Annotated in this window: 17 protein-coding genes; 15 read left to right on the forward strand and 2 right to left on the reverse strand. The window is 68.6% G+C overall.

Features of this window, described 5'->3' with window-relative positions:
* Positions 1-26 precede the first annotated feature (26 nt).
* The 9 genes from JUB11_RS24085 to JUB11_RS24125 all read left to right on the forward strand — a co-directional run bounded on the left by JUB11_RS24085 (position 27) and on the right by JUB11_RS24125 (position 8,803).
* Positions 27-1,127 (forward strand): ABC transporter ATP-binding protein, encoded by a 1,101-nt coding sequence (locus JUB11_RS24085; protein ID WP_207461331.1) that lies wholly within the window; start codon positions 27-29, stop codon positions 1,125-1,127.
* Entirely contained in the window at positions 1,127-2,011 is an 885-nt protein-coding gene (locus JUB11_RS24090) for a sugar ABC transporter permease (RefSeq protein ID WP_207461332.1), read from the forward strand. The genes JUB11_RS24085 and JUB11_RS24090 overlap by 1 nt, the downstream gene beginning before the upstream one ends.
* Before the next feature lie 15 nt (positions 2,012-2,026).
* Positions 2,027-2,824 carry a carbohydrate ABC transporter permease gene (locus JUB11_RS24095; protein WP_207461333.1) on the forward strand — a complete coding sequence of 266 codons (798 nt, stop codon included), beginning with the start codon at positions 2,027-2,029 and terminating at the stop codon, positions 2,822-2,824.
* Positions 2,825-2,837: 13 nt separating this feature from the next.
* Positions 2,838-3,140: a DUF2160 domain-containing protein gene (locus tag JUB11_RS24100; RefSeq protein ID WP_207461334.1), complete on the forward strand. Its 303-nt coding sequence runs from the start codon at positions 2,838-2,840 to the stop codon at positions 3,138-3,140.
* 52 nt (positions 3,141-3,192) lie between these two features.
* A complete protein-coding gene (locus tag JUB11_RS24105; RefSeq protein ID WP_207461335.1) occupies positions 3,193-4,944 on the forward strand; it encodes an ABC transporter substrate-binding protein in 1,752 nt (583 codons plus the stop codon).
* Between the two features lie 195 nt (positions 4,945-5,139).
* Positions 5,140-6,651 (forward strand): glycerol kinase GlpK, encoded by a 1,512-nt coding sequence (gene glpK / locus JUB11_RS24110; protein ID WP_207461336.1) that lies wholly within the window; start codon positions 5,140-5,142, stop codon positions 6,649-6,651.
* The gene (locus JUB11_RS24115; RefSeq protein ID WP_207461337.1) at positions 6,648-7,442 is read left to right on the forward strand and encodes an SDR family NAD(P)-dependent oxidoreductase; all 795 of its coding nucleotides are present in this window, start codon (positions 6,648-6,650) and stop codon (positions 7,440-7,442) included. Before glpK ends, JUB11_RS24115 begins: the two co-directional genes overlap by 4 nt.
* A gap of 86 nt (positions 7,443-7,528) precedes the next feature.
* Positions 7,529-8,539 carry an NAD(P)-dependent alcohol dehydrogenase gene (locus JUB11_RS24120; protein WP_207461338.1) on the forward strand — a complete coding sequence of 337 codons (1,011 nt, stop codon included), beginning with the start codon at positions 7,529-7,531 and terminating at the stop codon, positions 8,537-8,539.
* A gap of 57 nt (positions 8,540-8,596) precedes the next feature.
* Positions 8,597-8,803, forward strand: coding sequence for a DUF2795 domain-containing protein (locus JUB11_RS24125; protein WP_207461339.1), 207 nt, complete (start codon positions 8,597-8,599; stop codon positions 8,801-8,803).
* A 133-nt stretch (positions 8,804-8,936) separates the two neighbouring features.
* Here the strand turns inward: JUB11_RS24125 and JUB11_RS24130 are convergent, their stop codons facing one another.
* The gene (locus tag JUB11_RS24130; protein ID WP_207461340.1) at positions 8,937-9,188 is read right to left on the reverse strand and encodes a hypothetical protein; all 252 of its coding nucleotides are present in this window, start codon (positions 9,186-9,188) and stop codon (positions 8,937-8,939) included.
* Positions 9,189-9,255: 67 nt separating this feature from the next.
* Here JUB11_RS24130 and JUB11_RS24135 point away from each other — a divergent pair, with 67 nt between their 5' ends.
* The 6 genes from JUB11_RS24135 (at position 9,256) to JUB11_RS24160 (ending at position 14,671) form a co-directional block, all read left to right on the forward strand.
* Positions 9,256-9,618, forward strand: coding sequence for a hypothetical protein (locus JUB11_RS24135; RefSeq protein ID WP_207461341.1), 363 nt, complete (start codon positions 9,256-9,258; stop codon positions 9,616-9,618).
* A gap of 69 nt (positions 9,619-9,687) precedes the next feature.
* A complete protein-coding gene (locus tag JUB11_RS24140) occupies positions 9,688-10,356 on the forward strand; it encodes a GntR family transcriptional regulator (protein ID WP_207461342.1) in 669 nt (222 codons plus the stop codon).
* 287 nt (positions 10,357-10,643) lie between these two features.
* Positions 10,644-11,219: a biotin transporter BioY gene (locus tag JUB11_RS24145; RefSeq protein ID WP_207461343.1), complete on the forward strand. Its 576-nt coding sequence runs from the start codon at positions 10,644-10,646 to the stop codon at positions 11,217-11,219.
* On the forward strand, positions 11,216-12,202 hold the full coding sequence (gene bioB, locus JUB11_RS24150) for a biotin synthase BioB (protein ID WP_207461344.1): 987 nt from the start codon (positions 11,216-11,218) through the stop codon (positions 12,200-12,202). Before JUB11_RS24145 ends, bioB begins: the two co-directional genes overlap by 4 nt.
* Positions 12,203-12,341: 139 nt before the next feature.
* Positions 12,342-13,385 carry a methyltransferase domain-containing protein gene (locus tag JUB11_RS24155; protein WP_207461345.1) on the forward strand — a complete coding sequence of 348 codons (1,044 nt, stop codon included), beginning with the start codon at positions 12,342-12,344 and terminating at the stop codon, positions 13,383-13,385.
* Positions 13,386-13,702: 317 nt separating this feature from the next.
* Positions 13,703-14,671 carry a TIGR03885 family FMN-dependent LLM class oxidoreductase gene (locus JUB11_RS24160; protein ID WP_207461346.1) on the forward strand — a complete coding sequence of 323 codons (969 nt, stop codon included), beginning with the start codon at positions 13,703-13,705 and terminating at the stop codon, positions 14,669-14,671.
* Between the two features lie 2 nt (positions 14,672-14,673).
* On the opposite strand, the gene JUB11_RS24165 is transcribed toward JUB11_RS24160, so the two are convergent.
* Positions 14,674-15,135 (reverse strand): GNAT family N-acetyltransferase, encoded by a 462-nt coding sequence (locus JUB11_RS24165; protein WP_207461347.1) that lies wholly within the window; start codon positions 15,133-15,135, stop codon positions 14,674-14,676.
* Between the last annotated feature and the right edge of the window lie 175 nt (positions 15,136-15,310).

Consider the following 15,310-nt stretch of genomic DNA (forward strand, 5'->3'; position numbering starts at 1 on the left):
AAAAGGAGGGGCGGGGAGGAAAAGCCATGGCGCGCATCGAACTGAACAATCTGGGGCACAGCTACACCCCCAACCCGGCGAGGGACGAGGACTACGCGCTGAAGCCCATGCAGCATGTGTGGGAGCAGGGCGGGGCCTACGCGCTGCTGGGTCCATCGGGCTGCGGCAAGACCACGCTGCTGAACATCATCTCCGGCCTGCTGACGCCCAGCCAGGGGCGGGTGCTGTTCGACGGCAAGGACGTGACCAGCCTGCCGACCGAAGCCCGCAACATCGCCCAGGTCTTCCAGTTCCCGGTCGTCTACGACACCATGACGGTCTACGAGAACCTGGCCTTCCCCCTACGCAACCGGGGCCTGCGCGGCCCGGCGGTGGACGCGCGGGTGCGGGAGATCGCGGAGCTTCTGGACCTCACCCCCGACCTGAACCGGCGCGGGCGCGGCCTGACGGCCGACGCCAAGCAGAAGATCTCGCTGGGGCGCGGGCTGGTGCGGCCGGACGTCGCGGCCATCCTGTTCGACGAGCCGCTGACCGTCATCGACCCGCACCTGAAATGGGAGCTGCGGTCGAAGCTGAAGGCGCTGCACCGCGCGCTCGACCTGACCATGATCTACGTGACCCACGACCAGACGGAGGCGCTGACCTTCGCCGACAAGGTCGTGGTGATGCACGACGGCCGGGTGCTGCAGATCGGCCGTCCGGAGGAGCTGTTCGAGCGGCCCGCCCACACCTTCGTGGGCCATTTCATCGGATCCCCCGGCATGAACGTGCTGCCGGCCGAGCTGTCCGGCCGGCATGCCCGCGTCGGCGGCCACACGGTGGCTCTGGCGCGCGGCTACCGGCCGATCTCCGGCGGGGCGGCGGTCGAGATCGGCGTGCGGCCGGAATTCACCACCCTGGCGCCCGCCGGCGCCGGCGTGCCGGTGCGCGTCCGCCGGATCGACGATCTCGGCCGGCTGCGCATCGCGCGGGTGGAGCTGGCCGGGCTGCCCCTGTCCGCCACCGTGCCGGACGGTCTGGAGCCGGCGGGGGAGGAGGCGTCCGTGCTGTTCGAGCCCGCCATGATCCACGTCTACGCCGACGGGGCGCTGGTCGAAGGGGCGTTTCTGGAAGGGGAGGCCGCGTGATGGACAAGCCCGTGAACCAGAGGGCCTGGCTTCTGGTCCTGCCGGTGCTGCTGATCGTCGCCTTCTCGGCCATCGTGCCGCTGATGACGGTCGTGAACTATTCGGTGCAGGACACGTTCGGCAACAACCAGTTCTTCTGGAACGGCATCGGCTGGTACCAGGAGCTTCTGGACCCCTCGACCGACCTCGGCGGCCGCTTTCTCGACGCGCTGTGGCGCAACCTGCTCTTCTCCGCCCTGATCCTCGCCATCGAGGTCCCGCTGGGCATCGCCGTGGCGCTGTCCATGCCGCGCGACGGCTGGCGGGTGGCGGCGACGCTGGTGGTCATGGCGCTGCCGCTTCTGATCCCCTGGAACGTCGTCGGCACCATCTGGCAGATCTTCGCCCGCGAGGACATCGGCCTGCTGGGCTGGGCGGTCAACCGGCTGGGCATCCCCTACAACTACACGGCCGATCCCCTGTCGGCCTGGGTGACCATCGTCGCCATGGACGTGTGGCACTGGACCTCGCTGGTGGCGCTGCTCTGCTACGCCGGGCTGCGCTCCATCCCCGATGCCTTCTACCAGGCGGCGCGCATCGACGGCGCCTCGCGCTGGGCGATCTTCCGCAACATCCAGCTTCCGAAGATGCACCGGGTGCTGCTGATCGCCGTGCTGCTGCGCTTCATGGACAGCTTCATGATCTACACCGAGCCCTTCGTCGTCACCGGCGGCGGCCCCGGCAACTCCACCACCTTCGTGTCGATCGATCTCGTCAAGCTGGCGCTGGGGCAGTTCGACCTCGGCAAGGCGGCGGCGCTGTCCATCGTCTACAACCTGATCATCCTCGCGGTCTGCTGGGTCTTCTACACGGTGATGACCCGCATGGACGCGCAACGGGACTGAGGGGAGACACAAAACATGCTGCGCGCGCGGATCGTGCTGACGCTCTACATCGTCTTCCTGCTGCTGCCGATCTACTGGCTCGTCAACATGAGCCTGAAGACCAACAGCGAAATCGTCGGCGGGCTGACGCTCTGGCCGCACGAGCTGACCTTCCAGAACTACGTGACGATCTTCACCGATCCGTCCTGGTATTCGGGCTACCTGAACTCTCTGCAGTACGTGGCGCTGAACACGGTGCTGTCCATCGCGCTGGCGCTGCCGGCGGCCTACGCCTTCTCCCGCTTCCGCTTCGTCGGCGACAAGCACCTGTTCTTCTGGCTGCTGTCCAACCGCATGGCGCCGCCGGCCATCTTCGCGCTGCCCTTCTTCAACCTCTATTCGGCGATCGGGCTGTTCGACACGCCGCTGGCCGTGGCGCTGGCGCACTGCCTGTTCAACGTGCCGCTCGCCGTCTGGATCCTGGAAGGCTTCATGTCCGGCGTGCCGCGCGAGATCGACGAGACCGCCTATCTCGACGGCTATTCCTTCCCGCGCTTCTTCGTGAAGATCTTCATGCCGCTGGTGGCGAGCGGGATCGGCGTCACCGCCTTCTTCTGCTTCATGTTCAGCTGGGTCGAGCTGCTGCTGGCGCGCACCCTGACCTCGGTCGACGCCAAGCCGATCGCCGCGACCATGACCCGCACCGTCTCGGCCTCGGGCATGGACTGGGGGCTGCTGGCCGCCGCGGGGGTGCTGACCATCCTGCCCGGCGCGCTCGTGATCTGGTTCGTGCGCAACTACATCGCCAAGGGCTTCGCCCTGGGCCGCGTCTGAGGAGGGGTCCGTCATGGAACAGACAGCGCAGTTCGGCGAGCAGTTCGCCTGGATGGCCTGGACCTGGGAGACGGCGGCCTTCTTCGCCGCGATCCTGGGCGTGCTGACGCTGCTGACCGTGCTGGCCGTCCGCCGGCCGGAGGTGGAGCGCGACGGCGTCCTCGGCATCGCCACCACGCGCGGCGACCGGCTGTTCATCACGCTGCTCGGCAGCGCCTTCATCCATCTCGCCTGGCTCGGGCTGATCGGCCCGGACCTGCACTACGCATCCGCCCTCTCGCTCCTCTACGCCGCGGCGGTGTTCCGCTGGGTGTAGGGGCGGGGGGACAGGACCGGTTTTTCGAAGAACAAAACTAGGGGAGGGACACATGCGCAAATTCTGTCTGGCCACCGCGTCCGCGGCGGCCCTCCTGTTCGGCTCGGCGCCGGCCTTCGCCGACCTGGAGGCGGCCAAGCGCTGGATCGACAGCGAGTTCCAGCCTTCGACCCTGTCGAAGGAGGAGCAGCTCAAGGAGATGGAATGGTTCATCAACGCCGCGAAGCCCTTCGCCGGCATGGAGATCAACGTCGTCTCCGAGACCATCACCACCCACGAGTATGAAGCGAAGGTGCTGGCCAAGGCCTTCAGCGAGATCACCGGCATCAAGCTCCGCCACGACCTGATCCAGGAAGGCGACGTGGTGGAGAAGATCCAGACGCAGATGCAGTCCGGAAAGAACATCTATGACGCCTGGGTCAACGACTCCGACCTGATCGGCACCCATTTCCGCTACAAGCAGGCGGTGGCGCTCAGCGACTGGATGACGGGCGAGGGCAAGGACGTCACCTCGCCGACGCTGGACATCGACGACTTCATCGGCAAGTCCTTCACCACCGGCCCGGACGGCAAGCTGTACCAGCTGCCGACCCAGCAGTTCGCCAACGTCTACTGGTTCCGCTACGACTGGTTCCAGCGCCCGGACCTGAAGGAAAAGTTCAAGGCCAAGTACGGCTACGAGCTGGGCGTGCCGGTCAACTGGTCGGCCTACGAGGACATCGCCGAGTTCTTCACCAACGACGTGAAGGAGATCGACGGCGTCAAGGTCTACGGCCACATGGACTACGGCAAGAAGGACCCATCGCTGGGCTGGCGCTTCACCGACGCCTGGATGTCCATGGCCGGAAACGGCGACCGCGGCCTTCCCAACGGCCTGCCGGTGGACGAATGGGGCATCCGCATGGAGGGCTGCCGCCCGGTCGGCTCCTCGATCGAGCGCGGCGGCGACACCAACGGTCCGGCCTCGGTCTATTCCATCGCCAAGTACGTCGAGTGGATGAAGAAATACTCGCCGCCGCAGGCAGCGGGCATGACCTTCTCCGAATCCGGCCCGGTGCCGGCCCAGGGCAACGTGGCCCAGCAGATCTTCTGGTACACCGCCTTCACCGCGGACATGGTGAAGGACGGGCTGCCGGTGGTGAACGCCGACGGCTCGCCGAAATGGCGCATGGCCCCCTCGCCGCACGGCGCCTACTGGAAGGAAGGCATGAAGCTCGGCTACCAGGACGCCGGCTCCTGGACCCTGCTGAAGTCCACGCCGGTGGACCGCCGCAAGGCTGCCTGGCTCTATGCCCAGTTCGTCACCGCCAAGTCGGTCAGCCTGAAGAAGAGCCATGTCGGCCTGACCTTCATCCGCGAGAGCGACATCTGGGACAAGACCTTCACCGAGCGCGCGCCGAAGCTGGGCGGGCTGATCGAGTTCTACCGCTCGCCCGCGCGCGTGCAGTGGACCCCGACCGGCAACAACATCCCCGACTACCCGAAGCTGGCCCAGCTCTGGTGGCAGAACATCGGCGACGCCTCGTCGGGCGCCAAGACCCCGCAGGAGGCCATGAACGCGCTGGCCGCGGCCCAGGACTCCGTGCTGGAGCGTCTGGAACGGTCCGGCGTGCAGGGCGAGTGCGGCCCGAAGATGAACAAGAAGGAATCGGCCGAGTTCTGGTACGCCAAGGCCGAGAAGGACGGCAACATCGCGCCCCAGCGCAAGCTGGACAACGAGAAGCCGAAGGGCGAGACCGTGAACTACGACGAGCTGATCAAGTCCTGGCCCGCCACCCCGCCGAAGAAGGCGGCGATGAAGTAAGGTTACGGCTGGCAGATTCCCTCTCCCGCCCCGGGAGAGGGAAGGGACCCGCCGCGTAGCGGCGGGAGGGTGAGGGTGCAAGCTTGCCCCTCACCCTCATTAATTTGCACCCTCACCCGGCGCTGCGCGCCACCCTCTCCCGGGGCGGGAGAGGGACCCGTGGGCGGGAAGGGAAACGAAGAAAAAGGAAACGCCATGTCCGCACCGGGCCACGTGCTTGCCATCGACCAGGGCACCACCTCCACGCGCGCCATCGTCTTCGACCGGCAGGGGCTTCCGGTCGGGGTGGCGCGGCGGGAATTCGCGCAGCATTACCCGGCCGACGGCTGGGTGGAGCATGACCCGGAGGACATCTGGCGCGACACCGTGGCCGTGCTGCGCGAGTCCGTGGCCGAAGCCGGTCTCGGCGCGGCGGACATCGCGGCCATCGGCATCACCAACCAGCGCGAGACCACCGTCGTCTGGGACCGCGCGACGGGAGAGCCCGTGCACCGCGCCATCGTCTGGCAGGACCGCCGCACCGCCGAGGCCTGCCGCGCGCTGGTGGAGCAGGGTTGCGGCCCGCTGGTCCAGCGCAAGACCGGCCTGGTCATCGACGCCTATTTCTCCGCGACCAAGATCGCCTGGATCCTCGACCACGTGCACGGCGCCCGCGCGCGCGCCGAGCGGGGCGAGCTGTGCTTCGGCACCATCGACAGCTTCCTTCTGCACCGGCTGACCGGCGGGCGCGTGCACGCGACCGACGCGACCAACGCGTCCCGCAGCATGCTGTTCGACATCCATGCGCAGGACTGGGACGAGGAGTTGCTGGCCCTGTTCCGCGTGCCGCGCGCCATCATGCCGGAGGTGCTGGACAGCAACGCCGAGTTCGGCGCCACCGAGCCGGACCTGCTCGGCCGGCCGGTCCCCATCACCGGCATCGCCGGCGACCAGCAGGCCGCGACCTTCGGCCAGGCCTGCTTCGAGCCGGGCATGGTGAAGTCCACCTACGGCACGGGCTGCTTCGCCCTGCTGAACACCGGCGACAAGCCGGTGGCGTCGCGCAACAACCTGCTGACCACCGTCGCCTACCGGCTGGACGGGCGGACGACCTACGCGCTGGAGGGGTCGATCTTCATCGCGGGTGCCGCGATCAAGTGGCTGCGCGACGGGCTGGGCATCATCACCCACGCCTCGCAGACCGACGACCTCGCCACCCGCGTGCCGGACAGCCACGGCGTCTATCTCGTGCCGGCCTTCGTCGGGCTGGGGGCGCCGCACTGGGATCCGCACGCCCGCGCCGCCATCTCCGGCCTGACGCTCGACGCCGGGCCGGCGCACATCGCCCGCGCGGCGCTGGAGGCCGTCGCCTTCCAGACGCGCGACCTGCGCGATGCCATGCTGTCGGACTGGCCGATGCGGGCGGGCGCGTTGCGGGTGGACGGGGGCATGGCGGCGAACGACTGGCTGTGCCAGTTCCTCGCGGACATGCTGGAGGTGCCGGTCGAGCGGCCGGTGGTGATCGAGACGACGGCGCTGGGTGCCGCCAGCCTCGCCGGGCTCAAGGCCGGGGTCTACAAGGACCAGGCGGCGGTGGCCGCCGGCTGGCGCTGCGACCGCCGCTTCGAGCCCCGCATGGAGGCGGCCCGCCGCGACCGGCTCTACGCCGGCTGGCTCGACGCGGTGGAACGGGTGCGGCGCGCGCGCCGGACGGAGGCGGGGGAATGAGCATGAACGGATGGCCCGCGACGGCGCTCGGCGACGACCTGCGCGGCAAGCGTGTCCTGGTGACGGGCAGCAGCCGGGGCATCGGTGCCGCACTCGCCGCCGCCTTCGCCGGGCTGGGCGCGCGGGTGGCGCTGCACGGCTCCGGCCAAAGCGGGGCCGCGGAGGCGCTGGCCGCGGAGCTTTCGGCCGGCGGTGCGGTGGCCCGCGCCTTCTCCGGCGACTTCCGCGACCCGCGCGCGGTGGAATCAGTGGTGGACGGGGCCGTGGATTTCCTGGGCGGCCTCGACGTGCTCGTCAACAACGCCGGCACCATGGTCGGCCGGATGCCGCTGGCCTCGCTGGAGGACTCCTTCCTGGACGAGGTGGTGGACCTCAACCTCCGCTCCGTCGTCGTCGCCTGCCGCCGCGCCCTGCCGGCGCTGAAGGCGGCAGGCGGTGGCGCCATCGTCAACACCGTCTCCATCTCCGCACGCACCGGCGGCAGCCCGGGATCCTCGCTCTACAGCGCCTCCAAGGCCTTCGTCTCGACCTTCACCCGCTCGCTCGCGACGGAGCTGGCGCCCGAGCGCATCCGCGTCAACGCCGTGTCGCCGGGCACCATCGACACCGACTTCCACGGCCGCTACTCCAGCCCCGAAAAGCTTGCCGCCACGGCCGCCCGCATCCCGCTCCAGCGCCTCGGCACCGCCGAGGACTGCGTCGGCGCCTACCTGTTCCTGTCCTCCGAACGGCTCGGCGGCTACGTCACGGGCCAGGTGGTCGAGGTGAATGGCGGGCAGCTGATGGCGTAAGGCGCATGCCGATTCTCGGTTCGAGGCGCTGAATCGCCGATCCCGCCTGTTGAGGGGGTGCGGTTCCGTTTCGAGAAGGATGGTGCATGCGTGTCTATCGCTTTGCCACGACCGGGGGCATCGACGACCTGACGCTGGCCGAGGCCGAACGGCCGAAGCCGGGGCGCGGACAGGTTCTGGTCCGGATGCGGGCGGCCTCGCTGAACTACCGGGACCTCTCCGTCGCCAAGGGGAAATACCGGCTGAGCAGCATCCCGCCGGACCTGATCCCGCTGTCGGACGGGGCCGGCGAGGTGGTGGAGGCCGGCCCGGAGGTGACGCGCTTCAAGCGCGGCGACCGGGTGGCCGGCATCTTCATGCAAGGCTGGATCGGCGGCGAGATCACGGTCGAGGACCGCGCCACGGCGCTGGGCGGCGCCATCGACGGCGTGCTGGCGGAATACCGCCTGTTCGACCAGCAGGGGCTGGTGCCGCTGCCGGACCACCTGTCCTTCGAGGAGGGCGCGTCGCTGCCCTGCGCCGCGGTCACCGCCTGGAACGCCTTGTACGGGGCGAAGCCCCTGCAAGCGGGCGAGACGGTGCTGGTGCTGGGGACCGGCGGCGTGTCGATCTTCGCGCTGCAGTTCGCCCACGCCGCTGGCGCCCGCGTGATCGCCACCTCCTCGTCCGACGAAAAGCTCCAGCGCGCGCGGGATCTCGGGGCCGCCGAGGGCGTCAACTACCGGCGGCATCCCGACTGGGAGGCGGAGGTGCGGCGGCTGACCGGCGGGCGCGGCGTCGACCACGTCGTGGAGGTCGGCGGGGCCGGCACGCTGCCGCGCTCCATCGCCTCCTGCCGGCTCGGCGGCTGGGTCCATCTGATCGGCGTTCTGAGCGGCGGGCAAATGGACCCGACCATGATCATGGGCGCCGGCGTCACCGTGCGCGGCATCTATGTCGGCTCCCGCCAGATGTTCGAGGCGATGAACCGCGCGATCGAACTGCACCGGCTGCGCCCAGTGATCGACACCGTCTTCCCCTTCGACCGCGCGCACGACGCCTACCGCCACCTGGAGAGTGCGGCACATGTCGGCAAGGTGGTGATCCGCATCGACTGAGACCCGAAGGCCTTTCCATCGGCTTCTCACACAACCACTGACAAAGGAGTTTCCATCATGACCCAAGGCAACGGCGGCCAGTCACCGATCAACGTGACCCACCACCTGAAAGGCATCGACTTCCCGGCGGAAAAGCCGGACCTCGTGCAGCACGCGAAGAAGCAGGGCGCCGACGGCGAGGTGCTGAAGGCCATCGAAGGGATGCCCGAGGGCACCTACGAAACCATGGCGGACGTCATGAAGGGCTTCGGCAAGGCCGAGTAGGGCCGGCGGTTTCCGGTTTGGTTAGGGAAGGGGCGGCGCTGGCGTGGTGTCGTCCCTTCCGGTCATGCAAGTGCATGCACGCCCATTGACTCTCCTGTAGGTAAGCGGCACCTTTTGTTTCATGGGACATCCTTCAAAACTCGATGAAGCGCTCGAAGCGTCTCCCCGGCAGCAAAGCGAGGCTGTCCGGCAACAGGACGATGCGGCGAGGGACAAGTCGGCAGCCGAGGCCTACAAGAATTCGGCCGAGGCCATCTTCAACGTGCCCTGCTGCGTTGAGACGGAGACCATCGAGGGCGAAACCGTCCATGTGGTGAAAATCCCTGTGGAACCGGGCATTGAGCGACCCCATCGCGCTTACGCGGATAAAGAAAGACTCGTTCATATGGGGGTCGAGGCACGCTGTCCGGAGTTGTCAGGGCGCGTCATAATCCGCTACGAGCGAAGAGCCGATGCCGCCTGATGACTTGGTCATATCGGCCGAGCGTCTTCTGCAAAGTGACGATCAGAACGAAGCGGATTGGCGCCTTGCCGCGCACGCTTGCTATTACGCCGTCTACCATGTCTCCGCTCGGCAGTTTCAACTCGATCCGGCCGGGTACGAGGCAGACCACAAGGTAATCCGGTCCCGCTTCAAGGAGACCGCTTCCAACCCGGCACAGCCGCGCTTCATAGCTCACGCGCGGCGCGCGATCCTGGAACTCTGGCAGCTTCGCCGATCCGCGGATTACTGTCTTGATCAGCCCTTCACGGCCGATCAGGCCGACAGGGCGTTGCAGTTGGCGCAGGGTGTCGTAAGCGCCATGCCGACGTAGAAGGCCACCGCATCACGCCCAGCCACGCCGCGCTCGACAGGCCCGCCGCCCGCCGATTATCTATGGATCATGGCGAAGGACACGGACGACACGATCGCGGGGCGGATCAGCCGGGAGTTGGCTGACCGCATCATCCTGGGCGCGATCGAGCCGGGTGCCCGGCTGCGGCAGGACCATGTCGCCAAGGAGTTCGGGACGAGCCATGTGCCGGTGCGCGAGGCCTTCCGGAGGCTCGAGGCGCAGGGTCTCGCGGTCAGCGAGCCGCGCCGGGGCGTTCGCGTCGCCGCCTTCGACCTGCGCGAGGTGCGGGAGGTCGCGGAAATGCGCGCCGCGCTGGAGGTGCTGGCCCTGCGCCACGCCGCACCCCACCTGACCGCCGCCATCCTCGATGCCGCGGAGGAGGCGACGCGGGCCGGCGACACGGCCCGCGACGTGCGCTCCTGGGAGGAGGCGAACCGGGCCTTCCACCGGCTGATCCTCGCCCCCTGCGCCATGCCGCGCCTTCTCGCCTCCATCGACGACCTCCACGCCGCCAGCGCGCGATTCCTCTTCGCCACCTGGCACGCCGAGTGGGAGGCGCGCACCGACCACGACCACCGCGCCATCCTCGCATCCCTTCGCCAGGGGCAGCTCGATGCCGCCGCCGCCACCCTGGCGCGCCACGTCCAGTGGATCGGCAAGCGCCCGGTCAAGACCCCTTCCGGCAAGACGCGCGAGACTTTCGCCATCGTCGGCTGACGGCGATTCGCCACGGCTTGCTCATGCGAACGCAGGCTAGGGGACATTTTATCTATAATTCATCGCCAGACTGGGAATGGCATCATCCTTCCGTTCTCAACGTAGAGATTTGAAATGCCAACGTTTTCAGGTCTGAGGAGCAGGGTCGCTGCCCCATGAAGGCACAACCCTGTCCGCACGCGCCCAATCCATTCTTGAATTTTTATAGATCGTATGGCGCAATCCGAAAATGGGCCGGGCCGTTTATCTATAATCGCTGCACCGGCCTCCACTGGAGGAATCGATCCATGCTCTCCGCCGTTCCATGGCCGACCAGAAGCCGGCTTTCATCCGCCGCCCGGTTCGGCCTGACCGTCCTGGCCGGCGTCGCGCTCATGACGCTCAGCGCCAAGACTCAGGTGCCCTTCTGGCCCGTCCCGATGACCCTGCACACGCTGGCGGTCATGGGCTTCGCCGTCGCCCTCGGGCCGTTCCTGGCGGTTTCGATCTTCCTGGCCTATCTCGGGGCCGGGGCGGCCGGCCTTCCCGTTTTCTCCGGCACGCCGGCCAACGGGATCGGCATCGCCTACATGGCCGGGCCGACCGGCGGCTATCTGCTGGGCTATCTCGTCGCCTCCTGGCTGGCTGGCCGGCTCGCCGAGGGGCGGGGCACGGCGGGACGGCTCGGCGCCATGCTCGCCGGACTCCTTCCGGTCTATGGGCTGGGCCTTGCCTGCCTGGCGGTCTTCGTGCCGGGCGACCGGCTGCTTGCGCTCGGCTTCTTTCCCTTCATCCTCGGCGACCTCCTGAAGATCGGCGTCGTCGCGGCAGGGGCGGCCCTGCTGCCCGCCACCCTCGGCCGGTTCCGGGGCCTGCGCTCATGACCGCGCGGGACGGGGTGATCCGCCACGACTGGACGGTGGAGGAGATCGCGGACCTTCACGAGCTGCCCCTGCTCGAACTGGTCGGCCGCGCCAACGCGGTGCACCGCCGGCACCACGACCCGAACGCGGTGCAGAAGGCGAGCCTTCTCAGCATCAAGACCGGCGGCTGCCCGGAGGACTGCGCCTACTGCCCCCAGTCGGCCCACCACCGCGAGGTGGATCTCGACCGCGCCAAGCTGATGGACCCCGACGGCGTGGTCGCCCTGGCGGCCCGCGCCAAGGCCGCCGGTGCTGAGCGCTTCTGCATGGGCGCCGCCTGGCGGGAGGTCCGCGACGGCGCGGAGTTCGACGCCGTGCTGGAGATGGTGCGGGGCGTGCGCGGGCTCGGGATGGAGGCCTGCGTCACGCTGGGCATGCTCCAGCCGCACCAGGCGCAACGCCTCGCCGAGGCCGGGCTGACCGCCTACAACCACAACCTCGACAGCAGCCCCGAATATTACGGCCGCATCACCACCACCCGGACCTACGAGGACCGGCTGAGGACGCTGGCGGCGGTGCGGGCCTGCGGGATCGAGCTGTGCTGCGGCGGGATCATCGGCATGGGCGAGACGGTGCGGGACCGCGCCTCCATGCTCCAGGTGCTGGCGGGGTTCGAACCGCACCCGGAAAGCGTGCCGATCAACGCGCTGGTGCCGGTCGCGGGCACGCCGCTGGCGGGCAGCCGCCGGATCGACCCGCTGGAGCTGGTCCGCATGGTCGCGGCCGCCCGGCTCGTCCTGCCGGCCAGCACGGTGCGCCTCTCCGCCGGACGTTCCGCCCTGAACCGCGAGGCGCAGATCCTCTGCCTGCTGGCCGGGGCGAACTCGATCTTCTACGGCGACACGCTGCTGACCACGCCCAACGCCGGCATCGGCGAGGATGCGGAGCTGATGGCGGCCATCGGCAGCCCCGCGCGCCGGCACGAGGAGGAGCGCGCCCTTTAGGCCTTTGAGAAAACCGGCGGGGAACGGGCCGTCGCCTTGGCCCTTGAAAAAGGGTAGCTTCCAGCGGACGGCGGTCCGCCGCCAAACCGTTCAGCCCGATCCGTTCAGCCCGATCCGTTCAGCCCGAAGAGGGGACAGCATGCACGATGTCGTGAAAAGCTATTACGGCGAGACCCTCCAGGGCACGGCGGACCTCAAGACCAACGCCTGCTGCAGCACCGAGCCGCCGGCCCACCTGAAGCCGTTGATGGCGAAGCTGCACGAGGAGGTGGTGAGCCATTATTACGGCTGCGGGCTGGTCTGCCCGCCGCTGCTCGACGGGATGCGGGTGCTCGACCTCGGCAGCGGGTCGGGGCGCGACTGCTTCCTGCTGTCGGCGCTCGTCGGCGAATCCGGCGCCGTCACCGGCGTGGACATGACCGAGGCGCAGGTCGCCATCGCCGAGCGGCACCGCGACCACCACCGGCGGGCCTTCGGCCACGCCCGCAGCAACGTCGATTTCCGGCTCGGCTACATCGAGCGGCTGGGCGAGCTGGGTCTGCCCGACAACAGCTTCGACGTGATCGTCTCCAACTGCGTCATCAACCTGTCGCCCGACAAGGAAAGCGTCCTGCGCGAGGCCCGGCGGGTGCTGAAGCCCGGCGGGGAGCTGTATTTCGCCGACGTCTACTCCGACCGGCGCGTGCCGAAGCCGCTCCGCGACGACCCGGTCCTCTACGGCGAATGCCTCAGCGGGGCGCTCTACTGGAACGATTTCGTCAATCTGGCGAAGGCCTGCGGCTTCCTCGACCCGCGCCTCGTGGAGGACCGCCCCATCACGCTGGGCAACGCCGAACTGGCCGAGCGCGTCGCCCCGATCCGTTTCTTCTCGGCCACATACCGGCTGTTCAAGCTGGAGGGGCTGGAGCCGGCCTGCGAGGATTACGGGCAGGCCGTTCGCTACAAGGGCACCATCCCGCAGCACCCCAGGCAGTTCCCGCTCGACAAGCACCACCTGATCGACGCGGGCCGCATCTTCCCGGTCTGCGGCAACACTTACCGCATGCTGAACGAGACCCGCTTCCGCGACCATTTCGATTTCCTGGGCGACTGGGACCGCCATTTCGGCCTGTTTCCCGGCTGCGGCGGCAGCCTGCCCTTCGACACGGACACCGGGGAGGGCGTCGCGGCAAGCTGCTGCTGAGAAATTGTGCCTTATTCTCAAACCCATCGCGGAGCCTGTGTCCGATGCCCCCACGACAAGCCCCGTCTTCAGCACGGAAACGTCGAATGCGCTTCCGGATCCGTCCGGAAAGAGCGAGCACACTCGCCCCGATTTCCCTTCCACCAGACCCATTCGTTCAGTGGTTCCTCACAACGGAGGAGCGGTTGACCGACGATTTCGAAAACGCTGTCTGAGTTGAGGCCATGCGCGGCCGCCTCTGACGGAACCCGTCCCACTCCCGCCCGGTTCTCCGTGCGCCTCACGCGGCTGGCGGAACGGACAGGGGGAAGTGGGACATGGTGCGCATAGGCTATCACGCGTCGCACGAGCAGTTCACGCCGAGGGACCTGCTGGGCTGGGTCCGGCTGGCGGAGGCGGCGGGGTTCGACGCGGTCATGTCGTCGGACCATTTCCACCCCTGGAGCGAGCGGCAGGGGCAGTCGGGATTCGCATGGTCCTGGCTGGGAGCGGCGATGGAGGCGACGCGGCTGCCCTTCGGGGTGATCTCGGCGCCGGGCTACCGCTATCACCCGGCGATCCTGGCACAGGCGGCCGCGACGCTCTGCCAGATGTATCCGGGCCGCTTCTGGTTGGCACTCGGCAGCGGCGAGGCCATCAACGAGCACATGACCGGCCTGCCCTGGCCGGACAAGCCGGAGCGCAACGCGCGGATGCGCGAATGCGCCGACGTGATCCGCGCGCTCTTCGCGGGCGAGACGGTCACGCACCGCGGCCGCATCGACGTGGTCGAGGCCAAGCTCTACACCCGGCCCGAGACGCCGCCCCTGCTGGTCGGTGCCGCGGTGACCGAGCAGACGGCGGAATGGCTGGGCGGCTGGGCCGACGGGCTGCTGACGGTCAGCGCCAAGCCGGACCAGCTGCGCAAGGTGATCGAGGCCTTCCGGCGCGGCGGCGGGGAGGGCAAGCCGCTGTTCCTCCAGGTGGGGCTGTCCTGGGCGGCGACGGAGGAGGAGGCCCTGCGGCAGGCGCACGACCAGTGGCGGGCCAACGCCATCGGCGGCGACGTGAACTGGACCCTGCGCACGCCGCAGGACTTCGACATGGCCACGCGCTTCATAAGGCCGGAGGACATGCGGGAGAGCGTTCTCATTTCAACCGACGCGGAACGGCATGCGGGCTGGCTCGCCGAGTTCGCGGCCCTGGGCTTTTCGGAGCTGCACCTGCACCATGTCGGCACCAACCAGGCCGAGTTCATCGAGGCCTTCGGAAGCCGTGTGCTGCCGGCGCTCCGCAAGGGCCTCTGAGTTCAGCGCAGGCGCTTGGCGAGGATGAAAATGGCCGCCTCCTCGCCGGGCACCGTCTCCCCCTCCACCCGGAGCCGGGCGTAGCCCTGGGCACCGTAGAAGGAGAGGGCGGTCAGGTTCCCGTCCACCACGCCGACCTCGGCGTCCTCGTACCCATCCGCCGCGACGCGGGCCTCCGCGTGGCGGAGCAGTGCCGTGCCGATGCCCCGGCGGTGGCAGGAGGGGTGGACGAACAGGTCGGAGATGTCCGGTCCCTCCGTCCGCACCATGCCCACGGCGCGGCCCTCATGCTCGTAGACCGTGATCTCCGGCCACTGCTCCGCGGCCTGGTTGCCGCTCCAGTCCTCGCAGGCCCAGCGTTGGATCACGTCGAAGGGCAGGATCTGCCCATAGGCGAAGATCCAGGCGCGCCGGATGGTGTCGGTCAGCGACGGCAGGTCGGCGGCGGTGGCGGGGCGGATCATGGCGGCCGTGGCTCCCGGTCGGTGTCGCGGTGACACGCACATAACCGGACAGGAAGGATTGGTTCCGCCCCTTGTTCCCGCCATTGCGATGCCCATCTAGGTGTTTCCCCGCGACAACGGCCCGATGGCTGCGGATAGGGGAAGAACAATTCCAGCAACCGCGCCGCTCGCATCA

Source organism: Azospirillum sp. SYSU D00513 (genome assembly GCF_017356015.1).
GTDB lineage: Bacteria > Pseudomonadota > Alphaproteobacteria > Azospirillales > Azospirillaceae > Azospirillum.